Raw genomic sequence first — 26,381 nt, forward strand, 5'->3', positions numbered from 1 at the left:
GGTTCTGGTTGTTATTCAGGCGCTCTTCGCGATGAAGTGGCCCGGATTGATTTCCTCATGGGCGAGAGTGGCCGGCTCATCGCCGACACGGCGCACGGGATTGGGTATTTCGCCCTCGATCATGGCGATGCGGCGCTCGATGGTCGGATCGGCGACCGGCACGGCTGATAGCAGGCGGCGGGTGTAATCATGCGTCGGGGTTTCGAAGACCTGGCGGCGGCTGCCCATTTCCATGATCTGGCCAAGATAAAGCACGGCGACGCGGTGGCTCATCTTTTCCACGACAGCCATGTCATGGCTGATGAAGAGATAGGCGAGCCCGCGTTCGGCCTGCAAATCCATGAACAGATTGATGATCTGCGCCTGAATGGAAACATCGAGCGCCGAAAGCGCCTCGTCGGCAATGATAAGCTTCGGGTCGGAAGCGAGCGCGCGGGCAATGCAGACACGCTGGCGCTGGCCACCGGAAAACTCGTGCGGATACCGCGCGGCGTGCTCGGAGGAGAGGCCCACACGCTCCAGCAATTCGTCCACGCGCCGGCGTACCGCCTTCTGATCGTTGATCAAACCGTGGGTGTTGATCGGCTCGGCAATCGAAAAACCGACCGTCTTGCGCGGGTCGAGCGAGGCGAAGGGATCCTGGAAGATATATTGCACTTCCTGGCGCATGCGGAAACGCTCCGCCGCCGACATCTCAGAATAGCTGCGACCATTGAAGGCAATTTCGCCCGAGATGGCCGTCTGCAATTGCTGGATGGTGCGGCCGATGGTGGATTTACCGGAACCGGATTCGCCCACCAGCGCCAGCGTTTCGCCGGCATGAATATTGAAACTCACCTTCTGCACGGCGCTGAGGCGGTGCGTCGCCTTGCCGAACAGGTTCTTGCGGATATCGAAGCGCACGAACAGGTCCTTGACCGACAGAAGCGGCTTCTGGTCGTATTTCGCGGTATTTTGCACGCGTTCCTCACCGACCACGACAGGCTGGCCATCCTGCAACACGGTGAGCGGCAGGCGCTTGGGAAACTCTTCACCTTCCATGCTGCCGAGGCGCGGAACGGCGGACAGCAGGGCGCGTGTGTAAGGGTGCTGCGGGTTGGCGAAGATATCCTTGACCGGACCTTCCTCCACCTTCTTGCCCTTCCACATGACGACCACGTCATCGGCCATTTCCGCCACCACGCCCATATCGTGGGTAATGAAGACCATGCCCATGCCGAGCTTCTTTTGCAGGTCGCGCATGATGTTGAGGATTTGCGCCTGAATGGTCACATCCAGCGCCGTCGTCGGCTCGTCGGCGATCAAAAGCTTCGGCCGGCAGGCGAGCGCCATGGCGATCATCACGCGCTGGCGCATGCCGCCGGAAAGCTGGTGCGGATACCGCTTCAGAAGCTCGGCGGCATCGGGCAGGCGCACCATTTCGAGCAGCGTCTGTGCTTCCGACATCGCTGCCTGCTTGCTCATCTTCTCATGCAGGACAAGCACTTCGCAGATCTGGTCGCCGATGGTGAAGACCGGGTTGAGCGAGGTCATCGGCTCCTGGAAGATCATGGCGATCTCCTTGCCGCGGATCGCGCGCATCTCTTTCTGAGACGCCTTCAGCAAGTCCTTGCCTTCAAACAGGATTTTGCCGGTGGGGTAGGTCGCGCCCATCATGTCGGCAAGGCGCATGGTGGAAAGCGAGGTGACCGATTTTCCCGACCCGGACTCGCCGACGACCGCGACAGTGCGGCCGGGCTCGACGCTGAAGGAGATATCGTCCACGACGCGGCTATTGCCGAACTCGACGCTCAGGCCTTCGACCGAGAGGAGGGCGTTTGCGGGTGCGGCAGTCATGTCAGCGTCTCCGGCGTGGCCTGCGCGGCGAAGCTGGCGCGGCCATGTGAAAGTGAGGAAGGGGAAAATGTCTCGGGCAGGTGCGTGCTGGGCGACGCCACGGGCAGGGACGGGGATTTCGCGAAGAACTGCATGTCTTCAGGCCGCTTTGCCAGCGGAACGCGCATTGGCCGTCGCCCGCGGACACGGCACATTCGATGTCACCGAAGCGCCGCAGGCAACCTCATCGGTACCGGCCGGATGATTTGCGTCGGCCGCAGATTCGACGATGCGCATGTAACTCTAATTCCCCACCCTTGTTTTGCCGAAAAAGCTAACAAAACCGAACAATCATGTCCAGAGTGTTGAACAATTTTTGTGTACTGCTCTACAAATACGCAATGTGCATTTTAATTTGGCGCGGATTCGTCCGGGATGGGACCAAACAGCGAGCAGTGGTTCGTTGCACTCACCTCCCTCATCTCTGTGCTTGTCACAGAGATCCAGTCAGCCCAAGTCCTTCGGTTGAAAAGATTCTTCCCGCCGCGCAGACGCGCATCGGCTGGATCCCTGTGACAAGCACAGGGATGAGGAGGGGGAAGGTGGCGGCAGGCTGAAAGGAGCACCCTCTTAGCTCAATGCCACCCGGTTTCCATGCCGGCTGTTATTCCTTCGGCATGCCGACCGGCGGCGCAAGCCGTCTTTGTGCGGCAATGCGGAAGGGGGCGTTCATTGCGCCATAACCGCCATAGGCTCCGCGCCTTTCGATGATTTCGAAGAAGAAACCCTCGCCGAAGGTGCGGCTGTAGATCTGGAAATATTCGCCATTGTCGTCGCGGTCATAAAGAATGCTCGCGGCTCGGAGCGCATCGGAAAACTCCGGCTCCAGCCCGAAACGGGCTTCCAGATCGTCGTAATAATTGCGCGAGATCGGCAGGGCGTGGAAACCGCGCGCCTGCAGGGCTTTTGCTGTGGCGAAGATATCGTCGGTGGCAAACGCGATGTGCTGGATGCTGGTGCCGAAGCCCTCGGCCAGAAATTTGCCGGCGAAAGTCTTGCGATTGTCCGCACCGTTCATGGTCAGACGGAAATGCGGCGAGGGCACGCTTTCAATCGCCTGGCTGCGCACCAGCCCGCCCGGATCGACCACATCGACCATCGGCGTGCGCCGCGTCGCAAACAGCGAGGTGTAGAATAAAAGCCAGGTCAGCATTTCATCGTAATGCGTTGTTTGCGCAAGATGATCGATCCGCCTGAGGCCGGCATCGCCTTCCGGCGTTCGGCCTTCCGTCGGTACGAATTCATTGTCCCAGATGGAAGAAAGCTCCGGTGAACCGTCAAGGAAATAGATGACGCCGTTGCCCACGCCCTGAATGGCGGGAACGGCGACCTCGCCTGACTTACGCGGCTCGGCGAATGTAGGCGCGCCGAGCGCTTCGGCCCGTGCCAGCGCTGCTGCGGCATCATCCACCTTCAGCCCGAAGGCATAAGCATTGGTGCCATGGATGGAATAGGAGGCTCCCGCGAAACTGTCGCCACCATCGCTGGTATTGATGACGATGCGAATATCGCCCTGCGTATAAAGATCGACATCGCGGTTGCGGTGCCGGGCGGTGTTTTCAAAGCCGAGCGTGGCGAGAAGGGCTTCCAGATTAGGCTTTTCTTCCGGTGCCGTGGTGAATTCGACGAACTCCACTCCTTGCGTCTCCACCCGTTCCGGCATGGCGGGCACATCGATGCGGATGTCGGGTTCGAGACGGCGCACCTGGTCCATCAGGTTGATGAGCGAGCGGTGGCCGTCTTCGGCCAGCAGCCGTGCCGAGCCGCCGCGGAACTGGTCGTTGAAGATTTCGAGCGATAGCGGGCCGCTATAGCCGGTTGCCGCCACGGCGCGCATGAAATCCACCACCGGCAGATCGCCTTCGCCCGGCATGTTGCGGAAGTGGCGGCTCCAGTAGAGCAGGTCCATGTCGATCAGCGGCGCATCGGCAAGCTGCACGATGAAAATCTTGTCGCCGGGAATGGAGCGGATCGAATTGGGATCGATCTTGCGCGACAGCGTGTGGAAACTATCGAGGATGATGCCGACATTGGCGTGATCGGCGCGGCGCACCACCTCCCAGGCATCGCGGTGATCGCTGATATGGCGGCCCCAGGCCAGCGCCTCGTAACCGACGCGCGCGCCATGTTTTGCCGCAAGCTCGCCTAGCTGATGGAAATCGGCGGCGGCGCGGTCGATGCCGCCGAGCGAGACCGGCGAGACATTCGAGCAGATCAGCATCAGGTCGGTGCCGAGTTCGCCCATGATGTCGAATTTGCGCTGAGCGCGCTCGAAGGCGCGGGCACGGTGGGGTTCCGGCATGCCCTCGAAGTCGCGAAAGGGCTGGAAGAGGGTAATCTCAAGGCCGTGATCGGCGGCTAGCGCCTTCACCTCGCGCGGCGAAGCATCGTAGGTCAGGAAATCGTTTTCAAAAATCTCAACGCCCGAAAAGCCTGCCTTGGCAATCGCCGCCAGTTTTTCGGGGAATTCGCCACTGATCGATACGGTTGCAATGGATGTGCGCATTGGCATGCCGTGTCCTGCTGTGTCATAGCTCGCCATATTGCCTTCCTTTTCAGCCTTATGTACTGATTGGTTAATAATACGGGCGTGGGCGGTAACCGCAAGCCCAAGGGTGGATTGATCGACCATGACGAAAACCGCGACCTCCAAAGGCACAGCAGAAACTCGCCCGGCGAAAAGAGACCCGGAGGGTGTGCGGCGCGATATTCTGTCCGTGGCGATGGAGGAATTTTCGCAAAACGGACTGTCTGGAGCGCGGATCGACGAGATCGCCGCGCGCACGCGCACGTCCAAGCGCATGATCTATTATTACTTCACCGACAAGGAGAGCCTTTACCAGCATGTGCTGGAAGAGGCATATGCCAAGGTACGCGGTGGGGAAAGCGATCTGGGCCTGGATGATCTGGAGCCTGTGGCGGCACTCGAGAAGCTCTGTCGGTTCACTTTCGATCACCACCGGCGTAACCCGGCCTTCATCCGAATGGTGATGATCGAGAATATTCACCACGGGCGGCACATGCAGTCTTCCGGGACGATACGCGAGTTGAACCGTACCGCCATCGAGGCGCTGGAGAGCGTGCTGGTGCGCGGCCAGCAGAGCGGCATCTTTCGGCAGGGCATCGACGCCTTGGAATTGCACTGGCAGATCAGCGCCCTGTCGTTTTTCAACGTCTCTAATGTCGCGACGTTCTCGTTTATCTTTGGCGACAGCCTGTTTACCGATGAAGGCCAGGAGACCTTGTCGCAGCACGCCAGCGACATGGTGCTGCGTTATGTGCTGGCGCCCGCCCATCTCACGAAGATCGTGAAAGACGCTTGATAAGGTGGCTGAGAGCCACCTCGTATCCTTCGATACCCAACCCAGCGATCACGCCCTCTGCACGGGGCGAAATGTAGGAGTGGTGCCGGAAGGCCTCGCGCTTGTGAATGTTCGAGATGTGCACCTCGATGACGGGAGCCTCGAAGGTATTCAAGGCGTCGAGGATTGCCACAGAGGTATGTGTGAACGCGCCGGGATTGATGACGATGCCCGCGGACTTGCCGCGGGCTTCATGGATCCAGTCGATGATCTCATATTCCCGGTTGCTCTGGGCAAAAAACAGTGTGTGCCCGGCAGCGTCGGCAATGGCGCGGCAGTTTGCTTCGACGTCGGCAAGCGTTTCATAACCATAGATTTCCGGCTGGCGCTGGCCAAGCAGGTTGAGATTGGGACCGTTGAGGACCGTGAAGAGGCTCATGCGACGCCCTCCGCCATACAAAGCTCGGTGAAATGCGCCGTCATGCGCCCGGCATCCGGCTCGCGGCCGCAGAATAGGCGGAATGCGCCGACGGCCTGAAACACCGTCATGCCGCCGCCTGGCAAGGTGCGGCAACCCTTCTGTGCCGCGGTGGCCAAAAGCTCTGTCACAAGCGGCATGTAGACAATGTCGGCCACCCAATGTCGCTGTTCGATGAGATCGGCGGCAACAGGCATTCCGGGATGCGCTGGCATGCCCATCGGCGTGGCGTGAATCAGGCCATCTGCATAGGGCAGGGACGCGGCCGGGTCCTTCACCGCAAAGGCGCGACCCTCGCCAAAACGGCCGTTGAGGTCCTGCGCCAGGCGTTCGGCCCTTGCCAAATCCCGATCAAAAATATCAAGGCGGGCAATGTCGAGCTTCAACGCCGCGTGTGCGACGGCAACCCCGGCGCCACCCGCGCCGACCAGCAGTGCCCGATCGCGTTTTGCATCCGGCAGGCCACGGACAAAGCTTTCGTGAAAGCCGTACCAGTCCGTATTATGGCCGATCCGTCGCCCATCGCGAAAAACCACCGTATTGACCGCGCCCAGCATCCGGGCGTCGTCCGACAGTTCATGCAGATGCGGGATGACCGCCTGCTTGAACGGATGGGTAATGTTGGTGCCGGCAAACCCGCGTGCTTCGAGCTCGGAAAGAAGCTCCGGAAGCGCCGTTTCCGGCAGTTTGCGGGCGGTGACATCCACAAGCTCATAGGAATAATCGAGACCATGGGCCGCGCCCTCGCGCATATGCAGAGCAGGCGATTTCGATAGCTGGATGTCGGCGCCTATCAGGCCGACCTTGAAGGATGTTTTTTCTGTCATGATCACGTGTCGCTCATCGGACGGTGTGGGAGAGGCGGGATTATTCCCGCCTGTCTTAAGAGCGCGCGAACCTCAGTGGTGGGCGAGAATTTCGCCGAGGAACGTGCGCGTGCGCTGGTGCTTGGGATCGCGGAAGAATTCCTCCGGCGGGCCTTCCTCGATGATCTCGCCGTCCGACATGAAGATCACCCGGTCGGCCACCTGCCGTGCAAAGCCCATTTCATGGGTCACGCAGATCATCGTCATGCCGTCGCGGGCAAGGCCGATCATGGTGTCGAGCACTTCCTTGACCATTTCCGGGTCGAGCGCCGAGGTCGGCTCATCGAACAGCATTGCCTTCGGCTCCATGCACAGCGCCCGGGCGATGGCCGCACGCTGCTGCTGGCCGCCGGAAAGCTGGGCCGGGTACTTGTCTGCCTGGTTGAGAATACGCACGCGCTCCAGATATTTGCGCGCCGTCGCTTCCGCATCGGCTTTCGACAGGCCTTTCACCCGCATGGGCGCGAGCGTACAGTTTTCCATGATGGTCTTGTGCGGGAAGAGATTGAAGCTCTGGAACACCATGCCCACTTCGCGGCGAACCGCATCGATGGCGCGGCTGGAATCCGACAGCGTCGTTCCCTCGACCGTGATCTTGCCCTCCTGGATTTCCTCCAGATGGTTGATACAGCGGATGAGCGTGGATTTGCCCGAACCGGACGGCCCGCAAAGAACGATTTTTTCGCCTTTGCGAACCGTCATGTTGACGTTTTTAAGCGCGTGGAAGGCTCCATACCACTTTCCCACCCCTTCAAGGGCGATCAGCGGAGCCTGAGCGGTGGATTGCGGCATGGAACTTTCCTTCATGCTAAGCAGGAGTTTCAGTTGACGATGCAGGGAGACGTCGTCTTCAAATGTTCTGGCACTTGCACTCGCAGGCGTCAGGATTGGCAGCAAGCTGCCAATCGTGACGCCAAGCGCAGTGCGCATGCTGTCTCTTGTCTGAAGATTCCCATCGGTTTCCCGATATTTCGATCTTGCACCGCGGGTGAAGGGTCACTTCACGGTGAACGGGATATCAGGCAGGCTTTCCGGGAATGCAGGCACTTCGCGCTTCATCCACTTGTCGTAGATCTTGGCGAGCTGGCCATCCGACTTGATCTTGTCGAGGAAGGCGTTGATGGTTTCATTCCAGTCCTTTTCACCCGGGCGGGTGCCGGCGCCATTGTAAAGCGTCGTCAGGTCGAACTTCGATTCGTATTTTCCATCAGCAGCCTTGTTCAGGCGGTCACCGTAGAACTGGTTGCCGCCGACGACTTCAACCTGGCCTGAGATCAGCGCCTGGATGTTGGCGGCGTCGTCGTCAAAACGCAGAATGTTGGCCTTGGAGCCGGCGCCGGCGGTGATAGCCGTATCCATGGCGCTCGACTTCGGAACGCCGACGGCAACGCCGGTCAGATCGTCGTAACCAGCAATCTTCTTGTCCTTGGGACCATAGACGGAGAGCACGTTACCGGCATAGGGCTTGGAATACTGGATGGTCTTGGCGCGCTCTGCAGTCATGCCCATGGTTGCGAAAAGGACATCGACCTTGCCGGTCAGCAGTGCCGGAATACGGTTGGCGACAGCGAGCGGCACGAACTCAACCTTCACGCCAAGATAGTCGGCGAAAGCCTTACCGATGTCGGCATCGAGACCATCCTGAACGCCGCTGGAATTGACGAAGCCCCACGGCGAGTTGTCGCCCTGAATGCCGATGACGACCTTGCCCTTGGCCTTGGCCTCTTCCACCGTGCCGGCGAAAGCATCGACCGGTGCGACGAAGGGCAGGGCAACGGTTGCCGCGGCGAGCGCGAGCAGGGCGCGGCGAGAGAATTTCATGCTGGTGGTTTTCATCTTTTGCTCCTCCTTACAAAGCTGATGAGATCTTCATGGACTTAGCGGGTTGCGGTCTGCAGCCGCTTTTCAACGCTGGCGCCCCACAGGGAAAGCGGCCAGCAGATCAGGAAATAAATGACGCCGACGAGGGCGAAGACGGTGAGCGGGCGGAACGTCTGGTTGGAGACGATCTGGCCGGCGCGCGACAGTTCGACGAAGCCGACAATGGCCGCAAGCGAGGTGCCCTTGATGAGCTGCACGAGGAAACCGATGGTGGCCGGCAGCGAAATCTTGAAGGCCTGCGGCAGAACCACGTCCTTCATGCGCGAGATGTAATGCAGGCCGAGCGCATTGGCGGCTTCCGTCTGGCCCTTCGGCACCGCCTGGATGCCGCCGCGCCAGATTTCGCCGAGGAAGGCGCTGGCATGCAGCGTAAAAGCGATGGCGACCGCAATCCAGGCATCGACATTGAGGCCCGCAAGCGCCACGCCGTAATAGACCACGAAAAGCTGCATCAGGAGCGGCGTGCCCTGAAAGACGGCGATGTAACCGGTGCTGGCGCGCTGGATCGCCGGGCTATCCGCGACGCGGGCAAGCGCCACGCAAAGGCCGAAGACGCCGCCGCCGATAAAGCCGATGATGGTCAGCGCAAGCGTCCATTTCAGGCCTTGCAGCAGGAAGAAGAGTTCGTTGGGACCGATGGATGCCATTGTCTTTTCCTCACTTGACCGGATAGCTGAAGGATGCGCGGGAGATGAGCGAGAAAATGCCCATCATCAGCGAGGAAATGACCAGATAAAGCAGCGTGATCGAGAAATAGACCTCGAAGGACCGGAAGGTATCCGCCTCGATCTTCTGCGCCACCGAGGTCAGCTCGTAAGCGGCGATCGAGGTGCAGACCGAGGTGGTCAGCGTCAGCATGATGAACTGGCTGGTGAGCGAGGGATAGACCGCCCGCAGCGCCGGCTTCAGGATGATGTGCCGGAAGATTTGCGCGCGGTGAAGGCCGAGCGCAAGTCCCGCCTCCACCTGGCCCTTGGGAATGGAATCGACCCCGCCGCGAATGATTTCAATCGCATAGGCGCCGCCGTTCAGAGCCAATGCAATGATGGCCGTTACCGTCGGGTTGAGCTTGATGCCAATCTGCGGCAGGGCGAAGAAGATGAAGAATATCTGCACCAGAAACGGCGTGTTGCGGATTGTTTCCACAAAACCGATGACGAGGCCGCGCAGCAGCTTGAACCGCGAGCGGCGGGCGACGACGCCCAGAACGCCGATGACGGTGGCGAGCGACATGCCGGCAATCGCAAGGCCGATCGTCGCCAGACAGGCTAAAAGCAGCTCGGGAAGGCGGTCTATGACCGCCGAAAAATCGAGACTGTAAGACATTCTTCCTCCCAACCCGTTCGGGTCCGGACAGGCGTTTCGCCTTGTCCGCATTGCTTTGGAAACCTTGCGGCGCCAAAGCCCTCCATTTGTCGTTCACTGTCGCCGCAGGCTTCAAAACCCTTGTTGGCGGCAGGCTGTTAATTATAATGTTTGTACCAGTTAGTTCATTTTTGTGTCAAGCGGCATGTCCGGTTAAAAAGCAGCTTTCATGCTGTTTTTTCATTTTCTGGATTTCTGAATAAAGTCTTTTTTATCAATGACTAATGCGGAAAAGCGCAATCACTTCCCGCGCGTCGTCGCATCGTCTCCGGCTGCTGTTCGGCAGTGCCCGAAAACCAAGTTTGCACACGAAATCGACCGGCCTTGCGGCTAGTTTTCGCCTGTGCCCAGCCTGTCTATCTGCTCGGCCAATCGCCCGGCGATCAGCAGCGAGGCGCCCGTTGCCGTCACCATTTGCGGCAGCGACAGCCATTCCAGCATCCAGCCCGCGCCAGATCGTTCCTGTTCGTGCACGAGCGACTGGTGAAGGGCGGATATCTGCACCGCATTGAAGCGTGCGAGCGTCACCAGCGTTTCGGCATTGACCGGGTTCTGTTTGTGCGGCATGGCCGAAGAGCCGCCGCCACCGGAAAGGCGGATTTCCGCACCGAGTTCGGCCATCAGCGCAATATCCTGCCCGAACTTGCCGAGCGCGCCGGTGATCAGCGAGAGCAGATTGGCGAATTCGGCGATGCCGTCGCGCTGGCTTTGCCATTGCGGCCTGTCGGCAAGGCCGAGCCGTTTTGCGAGATCGGCTCGCACCGCTGCGGCATCGTCACCAAGCTTTTCCAGGGTACCGGCCGCCCCGCCGAATTGCAGGGCGAAGCCGCTCTGCGTAAAACTTTCGAGCCGCAGCAGGTGGCGTTCCAGCGGCGCAGTCCAGCTCGCCGCCCGGTCGGCGACGGTGATGCCGATGGCGGCCTGCATGCGGGTATAGCCCGTCAGCGGGTTGTGGCCGTCGCGGGAGGCAAGGTCTCCCAGCGTATCGATTAGGCGGCCGAGCCGGGCGGAGATGATTTCCGTCGCAGCCTTCAGCCGCAGCATCAGGCTGGTATCAATGACATCCTGGCTGGTGGCGCCGAAATGCACCCTTTCCGCCGCCTGGCCGGCGACCGCCGCGCGCATCTGCCGGATGAGTTCGGGAACCACGACGCCGTCCTTCGCGACGCCATGGCGAAGCGCGGTCATATCGGCGGCAAAGTCTGAAAGCCGCGAAACGATCGTTTCCGCCGCATCCTCGGGGATGATGCCGGCCTGCGCTTCCGCCTGCACCAGCCCCGTCTCGAAACGGACCATGGCGTCGATATCCGCTCTTGCCGAAAACAGCTCGACGATCTCGCTGTCGCCGAAGAGGCCTGACAAAAACGGATGCTCGAAGGGGGAAAGGCTCATCTTCCGTCTCGCTTTCTTTTGCGCGATATGCGTCAGATATCGAAAAACACGGTTTCGCCTTCGCCCTGAAGGCGGATATCGAAACGATAGACGTTGCCTTCCTCTTTTTTGGCGACAAGCGTGGCGATGCGGCTTTTCTGCTCGATGCGGGCAAGAACCGGATCGGCGGCATTGGCCTCCTGTTCTTCCGGGAAATACATGCGGGTCTGCAGGCCGATATTGATGCCGCGTGCGACGATCCAGAAGGTGATGTGCGGCGCCATCGGCCGGCCGTCGCGGAACGGCACCTTGCCCGGCTTTATGGTTTCGAAGACGAATTCGCCCGTATCCATGTCGCCGGGCGAGCGGCCCCAGCCGATGAAATTCGGATCTGCCTTGCCGCGGGTTTCGCTGGGGCTGTTGTAATAACCGTCGGTATCGGCCTGCCAGATTTCGATCAGCGCGTCCTTCAGCGCCATTCCGGCCCCGTCATAGACCGTGCCGCGCACGCTGATGCGTTCGCCGCGGGCCTTGTCGTTATAAAGCGGACCGGAGCCGAGATCCTTCTCGAACACGCCCTCGATGCCGACGAAATTCGGCGTGCAGCCGATATGCACGTAGGGCCCCGCCGTCTGCGAGGCGGTTTCCTTGAGATAGCTGAGTGGCTGAACCATGGTCAGTTGCCCTCCATGCGGTTTTCGAAAAGGGTCGAGCGGCGGCCGCGCAGCACGATATCGAACTTGTAGGCCAGCATGTCCATCGGCAGCGTCGCATTCATGTCCAGCGGCGCGATCAGCCTTCTGATCGCATCCTCATCCGGAATGGTCTTGACGATCGGACATTTCCAGATGAGCGGGTCGCCTTCGAAATACATCTGGGTGATGAGCCGCTGGGCGAACCCGTGGCCGAAGACCGAGAAGTGAATATGGGCCGGCCGCCAGTCATTGACGCCGTTGGGCCAGGGATATGCGCCGGGCTGGATGGTCTTGAACCAATAATAGCCGTTCTCATCCGTGATGGTACGGCCGACGCCGCCGAAATTCGGATCGATGGCGGCGAGGTAGCTTTCCTTCTTGTGGCGGTAGCGTCCGCCGGCATTGGCCTGCCAGAATTCCACCAGCGCGCCATCCACGCCGCGGCCACGCTCGTCCAGCACCCGGCCGTGCACCAGAATGCGCGGCCCGACCGGCATTTCGCCGGGGCGGGCATAGTTGAGGATGAGGTCATTATCCAGCGGGTTCAGCATGCCATGGCCGAAGACCGGGCCGGTGATCTCGCTCCTGGTGCCTTCCAGCGAAATCAGTGCGCGCTGCGGCGAACGCAGGATCGAGGTTTTGTATCCGGGCGCATAGGCGAGCGGATGAATGTCGCGGTTGCGTGCGAAGAACGGTCCGGTTTCCGGCGGCTGGTTGCTCATTTCGTCTCCTCCTCGCTGGAACTATCGGCTTTCATGCTGGCCAGGGCAAGCTTGGCGATTTTGAAAGCGTGGTTGGCGGCGGGCACGCCCGCATAGATCGCCACATGCAGCAGGGCCTCGCGAATATCTGCCTCGGTGGCGCCGGTATTGGCGGTGGCGCGCACATGCATGGCCAGCTCTTCGTCCTGCCCGAGTGCGGCGAGCAGGGCGATGGTCACCATCGAGCGCTCGCGCTTCGTCCAGTGGTTGCCGGACCACACCGTTCCCCAGGCGGCTTCGGTGATGAGCTGCTGGAAAGGCTGGTCGAAACCGGACGTCATGGTTTGCGCCCGGTCCACATGGGCGTCGCCGAGCACGGAGCGGCGGGTTTTCATGCCCTGTTCGAAACGTTCGTTCTTGTCGATATGGTCCGCCATCGGTCAGTGCTCCGGCAAGGTCTTGAGAAAAATGGAGGCTGCCTGCGCGTAGGTGAGCGGCTGTTCAAGGCAGGGAATATGGCCACAGCCGGCAATGGTGACAAAGCGGCTTGCGGGAATGAGACCGGCCAGCGATTGCACCAGTTCCGGCGGTGTTGAGCCGTCCTGATCGCCCGCGACACAAAGCGTCGCCACGGCGATGTGCCCGGCCTCTTCGGTAAAATCCGCATCGCGGATGGCGGCGCAGGTGCCGCTGTAACCGGCTTCCGGCTGTTGCGAAAGCATGTTGCGCGCGCCGGCATAGGCGGCATTGTCGGGCTTGCGAAAGGCGGGTGTGAACCAGCGCTCCATGACGGGATCGACCAGCGAGACGAGGCCGTCTGCGGCGATCTTGTCGATGCGGGCGTTCCACATCTCGGCCGTGCCGATCCTGTGGGCGGTGTTGCTGAGCACGAGTGCGCGCACCAGATCAGGACGGCGGGCATAAAGCCCCTGCGCAATCAGGCCGCCCACCGACAGGCCCCAGATGATCGCGCTCTTCACGCCAAGATGATCGAGGAGTGCGATCAGATCGCCGGCATGATCGTCGATGGAATAGGGAGCGTGCCCGACATCCGAGAGCCCGTGGCCGCGCTTGTCGTGCAGCACATAGGCATAATCATCGCCGAGCGCTTCGATCACCGCATCCCAGATGCGGAAATCGGTGCCGAGCGAATTGATGAAGGCGATGACCGGCTTGCCTGTGTCCAATCCCTTGATGCGGTAATGGATCACGGTCTCGCCACAGCGCAGAAAATGCATGATGTGCTCCTCCTGCCGGGGATATTGCAAGCGGGTTCCGGTTAAGTAAAATGACATTATCGATGAAAATCATAACCTGTGGATTATATGAGCGATGGTCGATCAGCGTATCAAGTTCCGCCACCTGCAGACTTTCGTGGAGGTGGCGCGGCAGAAAAGCGTCATCCGCGCTGCGGAAATCCTGCATGTCAGCCAGCCGGCGGTGACGAAGACGATCCGTGAGCTGGAAGATATTCTCGGCGTCTCGCTGTTCGACCGGGAGGGGCGCGGCATCCGCATCAGCCGTTATGGCGAGGTGTTCCTGCGCCATGCCGGCGCGACGATGACGGCGCTCAGGCAGGCGGTCGATTCGGTATCGCAGGAGGCGGCGCGCGCCGGTCCGCCGGTGCGGGTCGGCGCTCTGCCCACGGTGTCTGTTCGCATCATGCCGAAGGCGATGGCCGGTTTTCTGGCCGAGAAAACCGGCAGCCCGGTGAAGATCGTCACAGGCGAAAACGCCGTTCTGCTGGAGCAATTGCGCGTCGGCGATCTTGATCTTGTCGTCGGCCGTCTGGCCGCGCCGCAGAAAATGGCGGGTTTTTCCTTCGAGCATCTCTATTCGGAAAAGGTCCGCTTCGTGGTGCGCGCCGGCCACCCGCTGTTGTCACCCGGCCTTTCGGTGTTCGATCACCTGCATGAATATCCAGTGCTGATGCCGACACGCCAATCGGTCATCGGCCCCGTCGTCGAGCAATTTTTGATCGCCAACGGCGTTCCGGCCCTGCCGATCCGCATCGAAACCGTGTCCGACGCCTTCGGTCGCGCCTTCCTGCGCACCAGCGATGCGATCTGGATCATCTCGGAAGGTGTGGTGGCGGCGGATGTGGCGGATGGTGTTCTGGCTATCCTGCCCGTCGAGACCGGCGATACCAGCGGCCCGGTGGGGCTGACGGTGAGGGCCGATACGCAGCCCTCGCTGCCGCTGTCGCTGCTGATGCAGGCTATTCGCGAGGCGGCGGGCGAGTTGCTGGATGGGAGGCCGGAGGCCGGTTATTGAGATGAGGGCGAGAGTCGGAAAAGTCTGAGAACCTCTCCTCCGTCATTCCGGCCTTGAGCCGGAATCCAGCCACCGCGCGTCTGCGCCGTGAAAAGAGTCTTTTTCGATCAATGACTTGATCGCGCTGGACCCCGGATCAGGTCCGGGGTGACGGGTGTGAAAACGGTAGAGATAAAAGCCGCGTGTCTGGGGCAGCCCCTAATAAGGAAGCCCCACATAATTCTCTGCAAGCGCGGTGGAAGCGGCGCGCGATTGCACGAGGTAGTCCAGTTCCGCTTCCTGAATGCGCTGGCCGAAATCTCCTGTGTCAGGGAAGCGATGCATCATCGTCGTCATCCACCAGGAGAAACGCACGGCCTTCCAGACCCGGGAAAGCGCCTTCTGCGAATAGCCGTCGATGCCGGCCTCGGAACGGTCGCGATAAAATTCGATCAGCGCCTCGCTCAGATAATGCACATCGCTGGCGGCGAGGTTGAGACCCTTCGCGCCCGTCGGCGGCACGATGTGGGCGGCGTCTCCGGCCAGAAACAGCCTTCCGAACCGCATCGGTTCACAGACGAAGGACCGAAGCGGCGCGATGGATTTTTCGAAGGACGGGCCGGTGACCATGGCATCCGCATGGTTTTCCGGCAGGCGGCAGCGGATTTCGTCCCAGAAACGCTCGTCGCTCCAGTCCTCCGGCCGGTCCTCCAGCGAACACTGAATGTAATAACGGCTGCGGGTGTGCGAGCGCATGGAACAGAGCGCAAAACCGCGCGGGTGGTTGGCATAGATGAGTTCATGGTTGACGGGCGGCACTTCGGCCAGAATGCCGAGCCAGCCGAAAGGATAGACCTTCTCGAATTCCTTGATGGCGCCCTCAGGCACCGATTTGCGGCTCACCCCGTGGAAGCCGTCGCAGCCGGCGATGAAATCGCAATCGATCCGGTGGGTTACGCCGTCTTTCTGATAGGTGACATAGGGGCTGGCGCCATCGAAATCATGCGGTTCGACATTGCTGGCGTCGTAGATGGTCACAAGGTTTGCCGCTTCGCGGACATCCATCAGGTCATGGGTCACTTCGGTCTGGCCGTAAACCATCACATGGCTGCCGCCGGTCAGGTCGAAGAGATCGATACGGTGGTCGCGACCGTCGAAGGTCAGCGAAAATCCGTCATGCGGCAGGCCTTCCCGGTGCAGGCGTTTATCCGCGCCGACCTTTTCCATGAGCTGCACCGTGCCTTCTTCCAGCACGCCGGCGCGGACACGGCCGAGAATGTAATCCTTGCTGACCCGGTCGAGAATGACAGTCTCGACGCCTTCTCTGGCCAGAAGCTGGCCAAGCAGAAGCCCTGAAGGGCCGGAGCCGATGATGACGACCTGGGTGCGCATTGTTTCCTCCCGAACTTGTCTCCTATCAAGAAATTGACCAAGCGACGCGGCAAGCTCAATGGACTTTCTGATCGGTAAATTGCACAATCCGACCATTGTGCGGAGGAGCGAAGGAACATGCGGCTTGCTGCGAGTGAGGGTTTGTATGGCGAAGAAGCGGTGCAAGGCACTGATTTCCGGTTTCATTGCGAGACGCTTTTTTCGAGAAGCAGCCTGCACCGCTTTGAAATCGGCCTGCACCGTCACGCTGCGTTTCAGCAAATCTTGTACATTTGGGGCGGCGAGGGCGATGCGCTGCTGGATGGCCGCATCGAGGCGATCCGCCCGCCGGTCGCCATTGTCGTGCCGCCGGGGTTTGAGCACGGATTTCGGTTTTCGCGCGATATTGGCGGGGTGATCGTTACCGTGCTGCCGGGCGCCCTGCCGGCCTCGGTGCAAGCGCTGCTGCTGCGGAATTTCCAGCGGCCTGTCCTGTTGCCGTTGCGGGATTTTACCGATGGCGAACGTCTGCGCAGCGGGTTCGAACAGATTTCCGCCGAATATGAAACACGCGAGACGGGCCGGGATGCCATCATCGAAGGTCAACTGGCCATCGTGACGGCGCTTCTGGCGCGGGCGGCGCGGCCGCTCATGGAAGGCACCGGCGAAGGTTTAGCGGAGCAGCGTTTCGAACTTTTGCTGTCACTGATTGCACGCCATATTCGCGAGCCGCAAAAGGCGGAGTTTTATGCGAAGAAGCTCGGTCTTTCCGAGACGCATCTCAACCGTCTGGTCCGCTCCGTTTCCGGCCTCAGCCTGCAGCGGCTGATCGCCAAACGTCAGATCGAGATCGCCCAGCAGGAGCTGATCTTTACCGTTTCCAGCGTGCAGATGATTGCGGAGGGGCTGGGTTTTGCCGATCCGGCCTATTTCAACCGGTTCTTCAAGCACGAGACCGGCATGACCCCGCGCGCCTGGCGGCTGGCGGAGCAGCGGAAAATGGGGGATTCCGGGGCGCGGCAGGTGCCGCTTCAGACCAGCATTCTTGCCAGTTCCCGCTGAACGGCAAGAAGCGCGGGCAGGTATCGCTCCACGAGGTCTTCCATCGAGGCGACCGAGGCGGCAAGCCCGACATTGAGGGCGGCCACCGTCTGCCCGCGCACGGTTTTCAGCGGCACTGCAATGGAGCGAAGGCCGATCTCCACCTCCTGATCGATCAGCGCATAACCGCGATGGCCGGTGGCCTCGATTTCGGCGAGCAGAGCGTCCATGCTGGTAATGGTCTTTTCCGTACGGCCGACCAGCCTCGAGGCTTCGAGAATGTCGCGCTGCCGCTCGGCAGTCTGCGCCGAAAGAAGAACCCGGCCCATGGAGGTGCAATAGGCGGGCAGGCGCGAACCCGGCATCAGCGCAATCGACATCACCCGCTGCTGCGCGGCGCGGGCCACATAAACGATCTCGGTCTCATCCAGAATGGAAACGGAGGTGCTCTGTCCGATCTCTTCGGAAAGGCGGTCGAGCAGCGGCTGCACGATGCGCGGCAGCGGCATGGTGGCAAGACAGCCGGTGCCGAGGCGCAGCACCTTCGGCGTCACGGTAAAGAACTTGCCGTCATAAGCGGCATAACCGAGTTCCGAAAGCGTCAGCAGGCAGCGCCGCGTCGTGGCGCGGTCCAGCCCGGCAATCTCGGCGGCATCGGAAATCGACAGGCGCGGCCGTTCGGCGCTGAAGGCCTCGATCACCCGCAATCCCTTGGCGAGACCGCCCATCATGTCTCTTTCGCTGACAGCCATGTCGCGGCTCCATTTGTGCGATATACGAACAAAAATCATATAGCGCACAAAACCCTTGCCGTCGAGGTGCTTTCGGATTTACCTCACGCTCAGGCAGCCTTGCGGGTTCCATCCGTCCGGCTGGATGGAGGTTTTAATGGACAAGACAATCAAGAGCGCGGAAGAGGCGCTTTCCGGCATCGGTGACGGTGCGACGATCATGATCGGCGGTTTCGGCGGCTCCGGCGCGCCCATCGAACTGATCCATGCGCTGATCGACAGGGGCCCGAAGAACCTGACGGTCATCAACAACAATGCCGGCAACGGCCGCATCGGCATCGCCGCGATGATCGACGCCGGCATGGTCAAAAAGATGATCTGCTCCTTCCCGCGCTCTTCCGATCCGCGCGCTTTCACCGACCGGTATCTGGCCGGCGAAATCGAGCTGGAACTGGTGCCGCAGGGCACGCTTGCCGAGCGCATCCGCGCCGGCGGTGCCGGCATTCCGGCCTTCTACACCCCCACCGGCTTCGGCACGGAACTGGCTGAAGGCAAGGTGATCGCGGAATTCGAGGGCCGCTCTTACGTGCAGGAACGCTGGCTGAAGGCGGATTTCGCCATCGTGAAAGCCGAGCTTGGCGATACCTATGGCAACCTCACCTACAACAAGGCCGGGCGCAATTTTAACCCGCTGATGTGCATGGCCGCGAAAACCACCATCGCGCAGGTCTCGAAGATCGTCGCTGCCGGCGAGATCGACCCGGAGCATGTCGTGACGCCGGGCATTTTCGTGAACGGTGTCGTGGAGATTCCCGATCCGCAACAGGAAGAAGTCCTCATTCGTGCGGGAGTAGCCTACGCATGACCCAGACCATCGACACCCGCGAAGACATCAAGCTTTCCAACGCCCAGATCGCATGGCGCGCGGCGCAGGACATCGAGGATGGCGCTTATGTCAATCTCGGCATCGGCTTTCCGGAAATGGTGGCGCGCTACCAGCCGCCCGGCCGTCAGGCGATCTTCCATACCGAAAACGGCATCCTGAATTTCGGCGAAGCGCCGCCGGAAGGCGAAGAGGATTGGAACCTCATCAATGCCGGCAAGAAGGCTGTGACGCTGAAGCCGGGTGCGGCCTTCTTCCACCATGCCGACAGCTTCGCCATGGTGCGCGGCGGGCATCTGGATGTGGCGATCCTCGGAGCCTATCAGGTGGCGCAGAATGGCGATCTCGCCAATTGGCGTGTCGGCTCCAAGGGCGTGCCGGCCGTCGGCGGCGCCATGGATCTGGTGCATGGCGCCAAGCAGGTCTTCGTCATCACCGAACATGTGACCAAGAACGGCGAACCGAAGCTGGTTGAGAAATGCGCCTTCCCGCTGACCGGCGTCGGCTGCATCACCCGCATCTATACCAGCCACGCGGTGATTGACGTGGTCGATGGCCGCTTCGTGCTGCGTGAAAAGCTGGCCGCGATGACGTTTGAGGAATTGCAGGCCATGACCGGCGCGCCGCTTCATGTGGATGGCGTGGTTGCCGATCTCGTTGCACCGGAACTTTGAGGAAACACCGATGACCGAAGCCTATATCTGCGATTATATCCGCACGCCCATTGGCCGTTTCGGCGGTGCGCTTTCTTCCGTGAGGGCGGATGACCTCGGCGCGGTGCCGCTGAAGGTGCTGATGGAACGCAATCCTTCCATCGACTGGGAAGCCGTCGAGGATGTGATCTTTGGCTGCGCCAATCAGGCGGGTGAGGATAACCGTAACGTGGCGCGCATGTCGCTGCTGCTTGCCGGCCTGCCGGTTTCCGTGACGGGAACGACGATCAACCGGCTGTGCGGCTCCGGCATGGATGCGGTCATTGCAGCCGCCCGCGCCGTCAAGTCGGGCGAGGCTGAACTGATGATCGCTGGCGGCGTCGAAAGCATGAGCCGCGCGCCCTTCGTTATGCCAAAGGCGGAAAGCGCCTTTTCCCGCAATGCCGAAATCTATGACACCACCATCGGCTGGCGTTTCGTCAACCCGCTGATGAAGGCGCAATATGGCGTCGATTCCATGCCGGAAACCGGTGACAATGTCGCGGTCGATTATCAGGTCTCGCGCGAGGATCAGGATGCCTTCGCCGTACGCAGTCAGCAGAAGGCGGCGGATGCGCAGGCCAATGGCCGTCTCGACAGGGAGATCGTGTCCGTGACCATCCCGCAGCGCAAGGGCGATCCGCTGGTGGTATCGAAGGATGAACACCCGCGCGCCACGAGCCTTGAAGCGCTGGCGAAGCTGAAGCCGGTCAACAGGCGCGAGGGCGCGACGGTGACGGCGGGCAATGCGTCCGGCGTCAATGACGGCGCGGCCGCACTCATCGTCGCATCGGCGGAAGCTGCGAAAAAATACGGGCTGACGCCGATTGCCCGCATTCTCGGCGGTGCCGCCGCCGGTGTGCCGCCGCGCGTCATGGGCATCGGTCCGGCCCCAGCATCCGCGAAGCTGCTGGCCCGGCTCGGGCTGAAGCAGGAGCAGCTCGACGTAATCGAGCTGAATGAGGCTTTCGCCAGCCAGGGCCTTGCGACGCTGAGGCAGCTCGGCATTGCGGATGACGATGCGCGGGTGAATGCCAATGGCGGCGCCATCGCGCTCGGCCATCCGCTCGGCATGTCCGGCGCGCGCATTGCCGGCACGGCGGCGCTCGAACTTTCGCTGACCGGCAAGCGTCTTGCCCTCGCCACCATGTGCATCGGCGTCGGGCAGGGTATCGCCGTGGCGCTGGAAAGGGTCTGATTGTCTGGCGGCATTCGGCATCGCCAAAACGGTGCGAATGCCGCTGCCGCAGTTTCCTTACGTGTGACAGTGGCCATTCGGGCTACTCGGCGGGCGGGTGATTTTCTCGCTCTGACATATCCCGGCCTCCTCATTCCTGTGCTTGTCACAGGAATCCAGCCGACGCGCGTCTGCGCGGCGAAAGGACTCTTCTCAGCCCAAGGACTTGGGCTGGCTGGATCTCTGTGACAAGCACAGAGATGAGGGAAGGAGCCTACTGGACCAGGCAAGTCGGCCCTGCGGTGTAGCTCTGGCCTGATTACTCTCTGATGAAGCACTCCATGCCCTTATCCCTTCACGCATGTTGGATTCCATCATAATCCGTGACATGTTTTGCGAGATATGACAGGAATCTTTCCGTCTACGGGGTGCCCGCATGAAACGTCCGACCATCACAGATGTTGCGACAGCCGCCGGTGTCAGCGTCGCCACCGTCGACCGGGTGCTGAACGGTCGCCTGCCGGTGCGGGAGGAAACCTCCCGGCGGGTGTTCGAGGCGGCGGAGAAGATCGGTTTCCATGCCACCAACATCATTCGCCAGCGCATGCTGGCCGATCTGCCCTCCTATAGTCTCGGCATCATCCTGCGCAAGGAACGGCACGCCTTCTACCAGACCTTCGCCGACGAGCTGGAGCTTGCGGCGCGCAACGTCCGGGATCGCCATCTCAATCTGCGCATCGAATTTGCCCAGTCGGGCGAGCCGAGCGAGCTTGCGGCCCTTCTGGCGGGCATGAAGGGCCGCGTGCAGGCCGTGGCGGCCACGGGGCCGGACCATCACGATGTCACCGCCGCCGTCGAGGCCCTGAAGGCGAAGGGCATTCCGACATTTTCGCTGCTTTCGGATTTCGCGCAGGGGGTGCGGGAAGCTTATCTCGGCGCCAACAACATGAAAGTCGGGCGCACGGCGGCCTGGATGATCTCGCGGCTGGCGCGCAGCAGGGGCAAGGTGCTTCTGCTGCTCGGCGGGCACCGTTTTCACGGTCATTCGCTGCGTGAAACCGGCTTTCGCAGCTATATGCGGGAATATGCGCCGGAATTCGAGGTGATGGATGCGCTGATCACGCTGGAAACCCGGCGGCTGACCTATGAGCTGGTGATGGACACCATCGCCAAGCACAAGGATCTTGTCGGCATCTATTGCATCGGCGGCGGCATGGAAGGCGTCATCGAGGCCCTGCAGCAGGAAAACCGGCAGGAGGCCATCGTCTGTCTTGTGAATGAACTGACGCCCGAATCCCGTCAGGCGCTGCTGGAAAAGCGTATCAGCGGCATATTCCAGACGCCGCTCCGTGAATTATGCACGGACCTCATCGCCACCATGGTTCACAGCATCGAACATGGCATGGCGGAAACGCCGGGACAGCGGTTTGTACCCGCCCATCTGTGGGTTCCTGAAAGTCTTTGATGGTTTGATAGATTCTATCATAAATTCGGAGTCTCTTTCTATCAGCCTTGATGGTTTCGGTTGCCGCTGACCCGTTGACGCCGGGCTGGGACTGGGAAATCTTGCCTGCGTGTGGAGCGGGCAGGAGGCTGATCCACGATAATAACGATGTTTCGGATTGCTTCAGGCTGCGGACTTGTCTTCGCGGCGACGGGTACTTTTTTGCCGGCAAACGGTGGCGGCGCGATGGGCGCTGGACCGTGCAGCCGGTTCTTTTCAAGGGTTTTGGAGGAGAACGACATGAAAAGACATTTCGCGATTGCAGCGCTCGCCACCATGCTGGCGACGACCGCCTCGGCGGAAACCATCGGCGTTTCGATGGCCCTGTTCGACGATAATTTCCTGACCGTGCTGCGCAACGGCATGATCGATTATTCCAAGGGCATGAGCGGCGTTTCGCTGCAGATCGAGGATGCGCAGAACGATGTCGGCAAGCAGTTGAGCCAGGTGCAGAACTTCGTTGCCGCCGGCGTCGACGCCATCATCGTCAACCCGGTGGATACGGATGCGACCGTGGCGCTTTCGCAGGCTGCCGCTGCCGCCGGCATTCCGCTCGTTTATGTCAATCGCCAGCCGGTCAACCTCGACAGCCTGCCGGAAAAACAGGCCTTCGTTGCCTCCGATGAAAAGCAGTCCGGCACCCTGCAGACGCAGGAAGTCTGCCGCCTGCTGAAGGCCGCCGGCAAGGCGGAAGCGAAGGCGGTGGTGATGATGGGCGAGCTTTCCAACCAGGCGGCTCGCATGCGCACGCAGGATATCAAGGATGTGGTGGCGACGCCCGATTGCAGCTTCATCAAGCTTGTCGAGGAGCAATCCGCCAACTGGTCGCGCACGCAAGGCTCGGACCTGATGACCAACTGGCTTTCGGCCGGGGTCCAGTTCGATGCGGTGATTTCCAACAATGACGAAATGGCCATCGGCGCCATCCAGTCGCTGAAGGCGGCAGGCCGGTCGATGGATGACGTCATCATCGCCGGCATCGACGCCACGCAGGACGCGCTGGCCGCCATGGCGGCGGGTGAGCTGGATGTGAGCGTTTTCCAGAATGCCGCAGGGCAAGGCAAGGGCGCGGTTGATACGGCGCTGAAACTGGCAAAGGGGGATGCGGTGGACAAGAAGGTTTTCGTACCCTTCGAACTGGTCACACCCGCAAACCTCAAGGACTATCAGGCCAAGAACTGAGACCCGTTCGGGCCCGACAAGATGTAACAGACCGAAGACGCTGAAGGCGGGGGGAGGATATTCCGGCTTCAGCGATATCAGTGCGATTGAACCAGCGGAGGTTTTCCGCGGGAGGAAAGACTTTGAAAAACCTGTTGATGGCGACTGCGCTCTGCATTTTCGCAACGCCTGCCCTTGCCGAGACCCGTGTTGCGGTCTCCATGACATCGTTCGACAATCCGTTCCTGACGATTTTGCTGAACGGTATCAGGGCTGAGGCCGGGCGTGACAAGAACATCGAGCTTCTGGTGGAGGACGCCCAGCTCGATCCTTCGAAACAGCTCAATCAGGTGCAGAATTTCATCGCCAACGGTGTCGATGCGATCATCGTCAATGCCGTGGATGGCGATGCCACCTCGGCGATCACCAAGGCTGCATCCGCCGCAAAAATCCCGCTCGTCTATGTCAATCACCCGCCGGCAGAACTGGAAACCGGCCTGCCTGATGGCACGGCCTTCGTCGGCTCCAACGAACTCGATTCCGGCACGATGGAGGCGGAAGCCGCCTGCAAGCTGATGGGCGGCAAGGGCAAGGCCGTGATCCTGATGGGACCTTTGGAAAACCATGCGGCGCTGGTGCGCACCAAGGATGTGGAAACGGTGTTTGCCCGGCCGGACTGCAAGATCGAAATCCTCGAAAAGCAGACGGCGAATTGGAGCCGCACGCAGGCGCAGGATCTCGTTTCCTCCTGGCTGACGGCGGGCATCCAGTTCGATGCCGTCATCGCCAATAATGATGAAATGGCGATCGGCGCCGCGCAGGCGCTGAAGGCGGCGGGCGTTTCCATGAAGGATGTCGTCATTGCCGGCATCGACGCCACGCCGGACGGCCTTGCCGCCATGCAGGCCGGCGATCTCGACATTACCGTCTACCAGAATGCGACCAAGCAGGGCGAGGTCTCGGTTCAGACGGCGGTGAAGGCCGCTGCCGGGCAAGGCACCGAGAAGACGCTTTGGGTGCCCTTTGAACTCGTGACCCCGGAAAACATGTCCGCCTACGCCAAATAAGCGGGGGCTTCGACCCGGTCCATCTATCACTCCACTGGAAACAGCCATGAAACATACGCTCGATCCCCACATGTTCCGACACCTTTCGCTGGCCGAGACCTGCCGCAAGGTTGCCGAACTCGGTTATGATTACGTCGAACTTTCACCCCGTCCGGATTGCCTCTCCTGGTGGACCCGGCCGAAGGTCTATCCCGAACGGGTCGCCGAATTTAAAAAGGCGCTGAAGGACCATGGTGTCGGCCTTGCGACGCTGCAGCCCATGTATCGCTGGGCAAGCCCCTATCCGGACGAATGGGAGGTGGCGATCGACAACTGGAAACGTGCCATCGAGATTGCGGTCGAAATGGAATGCCCGATGTTCGTTTCGGAATTCGGCCGTGGCGGCTCGCCGGATCGCAGCCTTAACGACCGTTCCGGCCTGCATCGCCCGGAAACCTGCGAAGCGCAGTTCTTCCGCGCAATGGATATTCTGGTGCCGATCCTCGAACGGGAAGGTCTGGTGCTGTCGCTGGAGGCCCATCCAGAAGACTGGATCGAGGAGATCGCGCCGGCCATCGACATCATCAAGACCATCAATTCCAAGGCGGTAAAGGCCTCCTTCATCGCGCCGCACACGTTCTTTTACGGGCCGGACATGGTGGCTAACCTGCGTGCCACCGAGGGCCATCTGGTGCATGTGCGCCTTGCCGATACCTATGACCACAACAAGTCGTCGCAGCTGCGCTACATCGTTAATCCCCCCGGTTCCAAGGTCAGGGTGCACCAGCACACCGATTTCGGCCAGGGCGAGATCGACTGGGAAACCTTCTTTGCGACGCTCGCCGACATGAAATTCGACGGCGTGCTCTCGAACTGCGTGTTTGCCTGGGAAGATCGTGTCGATGAAAGCGCGCGGTTCATGCTCAGCGAAACCCGGCGATACGTCGCCAAATACTGGAAATGAGGTTTTTCAAATGACTGTCAGAATTGGTGTCGTCGGCACCGGCGCAATCGGGCGTGATCACGCTCGCCGTATCAACAAGGTTCTGGGCGGCGCGAAGATCGTTGCGCTGAGCGACGTCAACCGCGCCTCGGCCGAGGCGGTCAAAAACGACATCGCCCCGGATGCCGTCGTTTTCGCCACCGGTGAAGAGCTGATCGCATCGCCGGATGTGGATGCCGTGCTCGTCACCTCATGGGGCGCAACCCATGAGCAATATGTGCTGGCGGCAATCGCCGCCGGCAAGCCGTGCTTTTGCGAAAAGCCGCTCGCAACAACGGCGGAAGGCGCAAGACGCATCGTCGACGCCGAGGTGGCGCATGGCAGGCGGCTGGTTCAGGTGGGCTTCATGCGCCGATATGACGCCGGCTACGTGGCGCTGAAACAGGCCGTCGATAGCAGGATCGGTGCGCCGATCATGGTGCACGCCGCCCACCGCAACCCGGCGGTTCCGGAGCAATATGTCACGCCCATGGCGATCCATGACACGATGATCCATGAGATCGACGTGCTGCGCTGGCTGCTCGACGATGACTATGTTTCGGCGCGGGTTCTCTTTCCCCGTTCGGCGGCCAGAAGCCATGCGCGGCTGAAGGACCCGCAGATCGTCATTCTGGAAACGGCGAAGGGCACGATCATCGACGTCGAAATCTTCGTCAATTGCCATTATGGCTACGATATCCAGTGCCAGGTGGTGGGCGAGGACGGCATTGCCAGCCTGCCGGAGCCGATGTCGGTGCAGACCCGCCTTGGCGCCAAGCTGCAGAACGATATCCTGACCGACTGGAAAGACCGCTTCATCGCCAGCTACGATGTGGAATTGCAGGACTTCATCCATGCGGCGGCGAAGGGCACGGCATCGGGACCCAACGCATGGGACGGCTACGTGGCCGCCGTCACCTCCGACGCCTGCGTGGCCGCGCAGGAAACGGACGGGGCAGCAGTTGAAATCAAGCTTCCTGCCCGTCCCGCCCTTTATCAGTGAGGT

At 60.9% G+C, this 26,381-nt stretch carries 27 protein-coding genes; 11 read left to right on the forward strand and 16 right to left on the reverse strand.

Translation table 11 applies throughout. The features are described 5' to 3' along the window. Nucleotides 1–15: 15 nt before the first annotated feature. From PH605_RS13665 to PH605_RS13675, 3 genes are all read right to left on the reverse strand, one after another. Nucleotides 16–1,836, reverse strand: a complete 1,821-nt coding sequence (locus PH605_RS13665) for an ABC transporter ATP-binding protein (RefSeq protein ID WP_142845198.1) — start codon at nucleotides 1,834–1,836, stop codon at nucleotides 16–18. Further along, nucleotides 1,833–2,003, reverse strand: coding sequence for a hypothetical protein (locus PH605_RS13670; RefSeq protein ID WP_161987892.1), 171 nt, complete (start codon nucleotides 2,001–2,003; stop codon nucleotides 1,833–1,835). Before PH605_RS13670 ends, PH605_RS13665 begins: the two co-directional genes overlap by 4 nt. Before the next feature lie 476 nt (nucleotides 2,004–2,479). Beyond that, nucleotides 2,480–4,381: a bifunctional sugar phosphate isomerase/epimerase/4-hydroxyphenylpyruvate dioxygenase family protein gene (locus tag PH605_RS13675; RefSeq protein ID WP_142845253.1), complete on the reverse strand. Its 1,902-nt coding sequence runs from the start codon at nucleotides 4,379–4,381 to the stop codon at nucleotides 2,480–2,482. A gap of 124 nt (nucleotides 4,382–4,505) precedes the next feature. Here PH605_RS13675 and PH605_RS13680 point away from each other — a divergent pair, with 124 nt between their 5' ends. After that, nucleotides 4,506–5,198, forward strand: coding sequence for a TetR family transcriptional regulator (locus PH605_RS13680; RefSeq protein ID WP_080857931.1), 693 nt, complete (start codon nucleotides 4,506–4,508; stop codon nucleotides 5,196–5,198). Here the strand turns inward: PH605_RS13680 and aroQ are convergent. The 11 genes from aroQ to pcaD all read right to left on the reverse strand — a co-directional run bounded on the left by aroQ (nucleotide 5,173) and on the right by pcaD (nucleotide 13,772). Beyond that, nucleotides 5,173–5,616, reverse strand: coding sequence for a type II 3-dehydroquinate dehydratase (aroQ, locus tag PH605_RS13685; RefSeq protein WP_065655344.1), 444 nt, complete (start codon nucleotides 5,614–5,616; stop codon nucleotides 5,173–5,175). The genes PH605_RS13680 and aroQ overlap by 26 nt on opposite strands. Beyond that, complete coding sequence (locus tag PH605_RS13690) at nucleotides 5,613–6,482, reverse strand: shikimate dehydrogenase (RefSeq protein WP_142845197.1); 870 nt, start codon at nucleotides 6,480–6,482, stop codon at nucleotides 5,613–5,615. The genes aroQ and PH605_RS13690 overlap by 4 nt, the downstream gene beginning before the upstream one ends. A 72-nt stretch (nucleotides 6,483–6,554) precedes the next feature. Beyond that, on the reverse strand, nucleotides 6,555–7,313 hold the full coding sequence (locus PH605_RS13695; RefSeq protein ID WP_142845196.1) for an amino acid ABC transporter ATP-binding protein: 759 nt from the start codon (nucleotides 7,311–7,313) through the stop codon (nucleotides 6,555–6,557). A 204-nt stretch (nucleotides 7,314–7,517) separates the two neighbouring features. Then, entirely contained in the window at nucleotides 7,518–8,357 is an 840-nt protein-coding gene (locus tag PH605_RS13700; protein ID WP_078053175.1) for a transporter substrate-binding domain-containing protein, read from the reverse strand. A gap of 41 nt (nucleotides 8,358–8,398) precedes the next feature. Further along, complete coding sequence (locus tag PH605_RS13705) at nucleotides 8,399–9,049, reverse strand: amino acid ABC transporter permease (RefSeq protein ID WP_035262651.1); 651 nt, start codon at nucleotides 9,047–9,049, stop codon at nucleotides 8,399–8,401. Nucleotides 9,050–9,059: 10 nt separating this feature from the next. Then, nucleotides 9,060–9,728 carry an amino acid ABC transporter permease gene (locus tag PH605_RS13710; protein ID WP_059758436.1) on the reverse strand — a complete coding sequence of 223 codons (669 nt, stop codon included), beginning with the start codon at nucleotides 9,726–9,728 and terminating at the stop codon, nucleotides 9,060–9,062. A gap of 369 nt (nucleotides 9,729–10,097) precedes the next feature. Next, complete coding sequence (locus tag PH605_RS13715) at nucleotides 10,098–11,159, reverse strand: 3-carboxy-cis,cis-muconate cycloisomerase (protein WP_142845195.1); 1,062 nt, start codon at nucleotides 11,157–11,159, stop codon at nucleotides 10,098–10,100. A 32-nt stretch (nucleotides 11,160–11,191) separates the two neighbouring features. After that, complete coding sequence (pcaG, locus tag PH605_RS13720; protein WP_142845194.1) at nucleotides 11,192–11,812, reverse strand: protocatechuate 3,4-dioxygenase subunit alpha; 621 nt, start codon at nucleotides 11,810–11,812, stop codon at nucleotides 11,192–11,194. Between the two features lie 2 nt (nucleotides 11,813–11,814). Further along, a complete protein-coding gene (pcaH, locus tag PH605_RS13725) occupies nucleotides 11,815–12,555 on the reverse strand; it encodes a protocatechuate 3,4-dioxygenase subunit beta (protein WP_065655340.1) in 741 nt (246 codons plus the stop codon). Then, entirely contained in the window at nucleotides 12,552–12,971 is a 420-nt protein-coding gene (gene pcaC, locus PH605_RS13730) for a 4-carboxymuconolactone decarboxylase (protein WP_065655339.1), read from the reverse strand. The genes pcaH and pcaC overlap by 4 nt, the downstream gene beginning before the upstream one ends. 3 nt (nucleotides 12,972–12,974) lie before the next feature. Then, on the reverse strand, nucleotides 12,975–13,772 hold the full coding sequence (gene pcaD / locus PH605_RS13735; RefSeq protein ID WP_142845193.1) for a 3-oxoadipate enol-lactonase: 798 nt from the start codon (nucleotides 13,770–13,772) through the stop codon (nucleotides 12,975–12,977). Between the two features lie 94 nt (nucleotides 13,773–13,866). Between pcaD and pcaQ the strand changes: the two genes are divergently transcribed. Beyond that, complete coding sequence (gene pcaQ / locus PH605_RS13740; protein ID WP_065655337.1) at nucleotides 13,867–14,808, forward strand: pca operon transcription factor PcaQ; 942 nt, start codon at nucleotides 13,867–13,869, stop codon at nucleotides 14,806–14,808. A 198-nt stretch (nucleotides 14,809–15,006) separates the two neighbouring features. Here the strand turns inward: pcaQ and pobA are convergent, their stop codons facing one another. Beyond that, complete coding sequence (gene pobA, locus PH605_RS13745) at nucleotides 15,007–16,179, reverse strand: 4-hydroxybenzoate 3-monooxygenase (RefSeq protein WP_142845192.1); 1,173 nt, start codon at nucleotides 16,177–16,179, stop codon at nucleotides 15,007–15,009. 117 nt (nucleotides 16,180–16,296) lie between these two features. Between pobA and PH605_RS13750 the strand changes: the two genes are divergently transcribed. After that, nucleotides 16,297–17,220 carry a helix-turn-helix domain-containing protein gene (locus PH605_RS13750; protein WP_065655335.1) on the forward strand — a complete coding sequence of 308 codons (924 nt, stop codon included), beginning with the start codon at nucleotides 16,297–16,299 and terminating at the stop codon, nucleotides 17,218–17,220. On the opposite strand, the gene PH605_RS13755 is transcribed toward PH605_RS13750, so the two are convergent. After that, a complete protein-coding gene (locus PH605_RS13755) occupies nucleotides 17,190–17,951 on the reverse strand; it encodes an IclR family transcriptional regulator (protein ID WP_142845191.1) in 762 nt (253 codons plus the stop codon). The genes PH605_RS13750 and PH605_RS13755 overlap by 31 nt on opposite strands. 136 nt (nucleotides 17,952–18,087) lie before the next feature. Here PH605_RS13755 and PH605_RS13760 point away from each other — a divergent pair, with 136 nt between their 5' ends. The 8 genes from PH605_RS13760 to PH605_RS13795 all read left to right on the forward strand — a co-directional run bounded on the left by PH605_RS13760 (nucleotide 18,088) and on the right by PH605_RS13795 (nucleotide 26,378). After that, nucleotides 18,088–18,795 carry a 3-oxoacid CoA-transferase subunit A gene (locus PH605_RS13760; protein ID WP_142845190.1) on the forward strand — a complete coding sequence of 236 codons (708 nt, stop codon included), beginning with the start codon at nucleotides 18,088–18,090 and terminating at the stop codon, nucleotides 18,793–18,795. Next, a complete protein-coding gene (locus PH605_RS13765; protein ID WP_142845189.1) occupies nucleotides 18,792–19,487 on the forward strand; it encodes a CoA transferase subunit B in 696 nt (231 codons plus the stop codon). Before PH605_RS13760 ends, PH605_RS13765 begins: the two co-directional genes overlap by 4 nt. Before the next feature lie 10 nt (nucleotides 19,488–19,497). Further along, nucleotides 19,498–20,703 carry a 3-oxoadipyl-CoA thiolase gene (gene pcaF / locus PH605_RS13770; protein ID WP_142845188.1) on the forward strand — a complete coding sequence of 402 codons (1,206 nt, stop codon included), beginning with the start codon at nucleotides 19,498–19,500 and terminating at the stop codon, nucleotides 20,701–20,703. A 415-nt stretch (nucleotides 20,704–21,118) separates the two neighbouring features. Beyond that, nucleotides 21,119–22,147 carry a LacI family DNA-binding transcriptional regulator gene (locus PH605_RS13775; RefSeq protein WP_065655332.1) on the forward strand — a complete coding sequence of 343 codons (1,029 nt, stop codon included), beginning with the start codon at nucleotides 21,119–21,121 and terminating at the stop codon, nucleotides 22,145–22,147. A gap of 279 nt (nucleotides 22,148–22,426) precedes the next feature. Further along, a complete protein-coding gene (locus PH605_RS13780) occupies nucleotides 22,427–23,368 on the forward strand; it encodes a sugar ABC transporter substrate-binding protein (RefSeq protein ID WP_080857939.1) in 942 nt (313 codons plus the stop codon). 137 nt (nucleotides 23,369–23,505) lie between these two features. After that, a complete protein-coding gene (locus tag PH605_RS13785) occupies nucleotides 23,506–24,414 on the forward strand; it encodes a sugar ABC transporter substrate-binding protein (protein WP_065655330.1) in 909 nt (302 codons plus the stop codon). Between the two features lie 46 nt (nucleotides 24,415–24,460). After that, complete coding sequence (locus PH605_RS13790) at nucleotides 24,461–25,357, forward strand: sugar phosphate isomerase/epimerase family protein (RefSeq protein ID WP_142845187.1); 897 nt, start codon at nucleotides 24,461–24,463, stop codon at nucleotides 25,355–25,357. Nucleotides 25,358–25,367: 10 nt separating this feature from the next. Then, nucleotides 25,368–26,378 carry a Gfo/Idh/MocA family protein gene (locus PH605_RS13795; RefSeq protein ID WP_065655329.1) on the forward strand — a complete coding sequence of 337 codons (1,011 nt, stop codon included), beginning with the start codon at nucleotides 25,368–25,370 and terminating at the stop codon, nucleotides 26,376–26,378. Nucleotides 26,379–26,381 lie beyond the last annotated feature (3 nt).

This window comes from Agrobacterium sp. CFBP 3001 (genome assembly GCF_027871605.1).
GTDB classification, from domain to species: domain Bacteria; phylum Pseudomonadota; class Alphaproteobacteria; order Rhizobiales; family Rhizobiaceae; genus Agrobacterium; species Agrobacterium leguminum.

Excerpts from the sequence above, each read along its gene's own strand:
- PH605_RS13665 (WP_142845198.1), bottom strand. The coding sequence starts at position 1,836 with ATGACTGCCGCACCCGCAAACGCCCTCCTCTCGGTCGAAGGCCTGAGC.
- PH605_RS13670 (WP_161987892.1), bottom strand. The coding sequence starts at position 2,003 with ATGCGCGTTCCGCTGGCAAAGCGGCCTGAAGACATGCAGTTCTTCGCG.
- PH605_RS13675 (WP_142845253.1), bottom strand. The coding sequence starts at position 4,381 with ATGCGCACATCCATTGCAACCGTATCGATCAGTGGCGAATTCCCCGAA.
- PH605_RS13680 (WP_080857931.1), top strand. The coding sequence starts at position 4,506 with ATGACGAAAACCGCGACCTCCAAAGGCACAGCAGAAACTCGCCCGGCG.
- aroQ (WP_065655344.1), bottom strand. The coding sequence starts at position 5,616 with ATGAGCCTCTTCACGGTCCTCAACGGTCCCAATCTCAACCTGCTTGGC.
- PH605_RS13690 (WP_142845197.1), bottom strand. The coding sequence starts at position 6,482 with ATGACAGAAAAAACATCCTTCAAGGTCGGCCTGATAGGCGCCGACATC.
- PH605_RS13695 (WP_142845196.1), bottom strand. The coding sequence starts at position 7,313 with ATGCCGCAATCCACCGCTCAGGCTCCGCTGATCGCCCTTGAAGGGGTG.
- PH605_RS13700 (WP_078053175.1), bottom strand. The coding sequence starts at position 8,357 with ATGAAAACCACCAGCATGAAATTCTCTCGCCGCGCCCTGCTCGCGCTC.
- PH605_RS13705 (WP_035262651.1), bottom strand. The coding sequence starts at position 9,049 with ATGGCATCCATCGGTCCCAACGAACTCTTCTTCCTGCTGCAAGGCCTG.
- PH605_RS13710 (WP_059758436.1), bottom strand. The coding sequence starts at position 9,728 with ATGTCTTACAGTCTCGATTTTTCGGCGGTCATAGACCGCCTTCCCGAG.
- PH605_RS13715 (WP_142845195.1), bottom strand. The coding sequence starts at position 11,159 with ATGAGCCTTTCCCCCTTCGAGCATCCGTTTTTGTCAGGCCTCTTCGGC.
- pcaG (WP_142845194.1), bottom strand. The coding sequence starts at position 11,812 with ATGGTTCAGCCACTCAGCTATCTCAAGGAAACCGCCTCGCAGACGGCG.
- pcaH (WP_065655340.1), bottom strand. The coding sequence starts at position 12,555 with ATGAGCAACCAGCCGCCGGAAACCGGACCGTTCTTCGCACGCAACCGC.
- pcaC (WP_065655339.1), bottom strand. The coding sequence starts at position 12,971 with ATGGCGGACCATATCGACAAGAACGAACGTTTCGAACAGGGCATGAAA.
- pcaD (WP_142845193.1), bottom strand. The coding sequence starts at position 13,772 with ATGCATTTTCTGCGCTGTGGCGAGACCGTGATCCATTACCGCATCAAG.
- pcaQ (WP_065655337.1), top strand. The coding sequence starts at position 13,867 with ATGGTCGATCAGCGTATCAAGTTCCGCCACCTGCAGACTTTCGTGGAG.
- pobA (WP_142845192.1), bottom strand. The coding sequence starts at position 16,179 with ATGCGCACCCAGGTCGTCATCATCGGCTCCGGCCCTTCAGGGCTTCTG.
- PH605_RS13750 (WP_065655335.1), top strand. The coding sequence starts at position 16,297 with ATGCGGCTTGCTGCGAGTGAGGGTTTGTATGGCGAAGAAGCGGTGCAA.
- PH605_RS13755 (WP_142845191.1), bottom strand. The coding sequence starts at position 17,951 with ATGGCTGTCAGCGAAAGAGACATGATGGGCGGTCTCGCCAAGGGATTG.
- PH605_RS13760 (WP_142845190.1), top strand. The coding sequence starts at position 18,088 with ATGGACAAGACAATCAAGAGCGCGGAAGAGGCGCTTTCCGGCATCGGT.
- PH605_RS13765 (WP_142845189.1), top strand. The coding sequence starts at position 18,792 with ATGACCCAGACCATCGACACCCGCGAAGACATCAAGCTTTCCAACGCC.
- pcaF (WP_142845188.1), top strand. The coding sequence starts at position 19,498 with ATGACCGAAGCCTATATCTGCGATTATATCCGCACGCCCATTGGCCGT.
- PH605_RS13775 (WP_065655332.1), top strand. The coding sequence starts at position 21,119 with ATGAAACGTCCGACCATCACAGATGTTGCGACAGCCGCCGGTGTCAGC.
- PH605_RS13780 (WP_080857939.1), top strand. The coding sequence starts at position 22,427 with ATGAAAAGACATTTCGCGATTGCAGCGCTCGCCACCATGCTGGCGACG.
- PH605_RS13785 (WP_065655330.1), top strand. The coding sequence starts at position 23,506 with ATGGCGACTGCGCTCTGCATTTTCGCAACGCCTGCCCTTGCCGAGACC.
- PH605_RS13790 (WP_142845187.1), top strand. The coding sequence starts at position 24,461 with ATGAAACATACGCTCGATCCCCACATGTTCCGACACCTTTCGCTGGCC.
- PH605_RS13795 (WP_065655329.1), top strand. The coding sequence starts at position 25,368 with ATGACTGTCAGAATTGGTGTCGTCGGCACCGGCGCAATCGGGCGTGAT.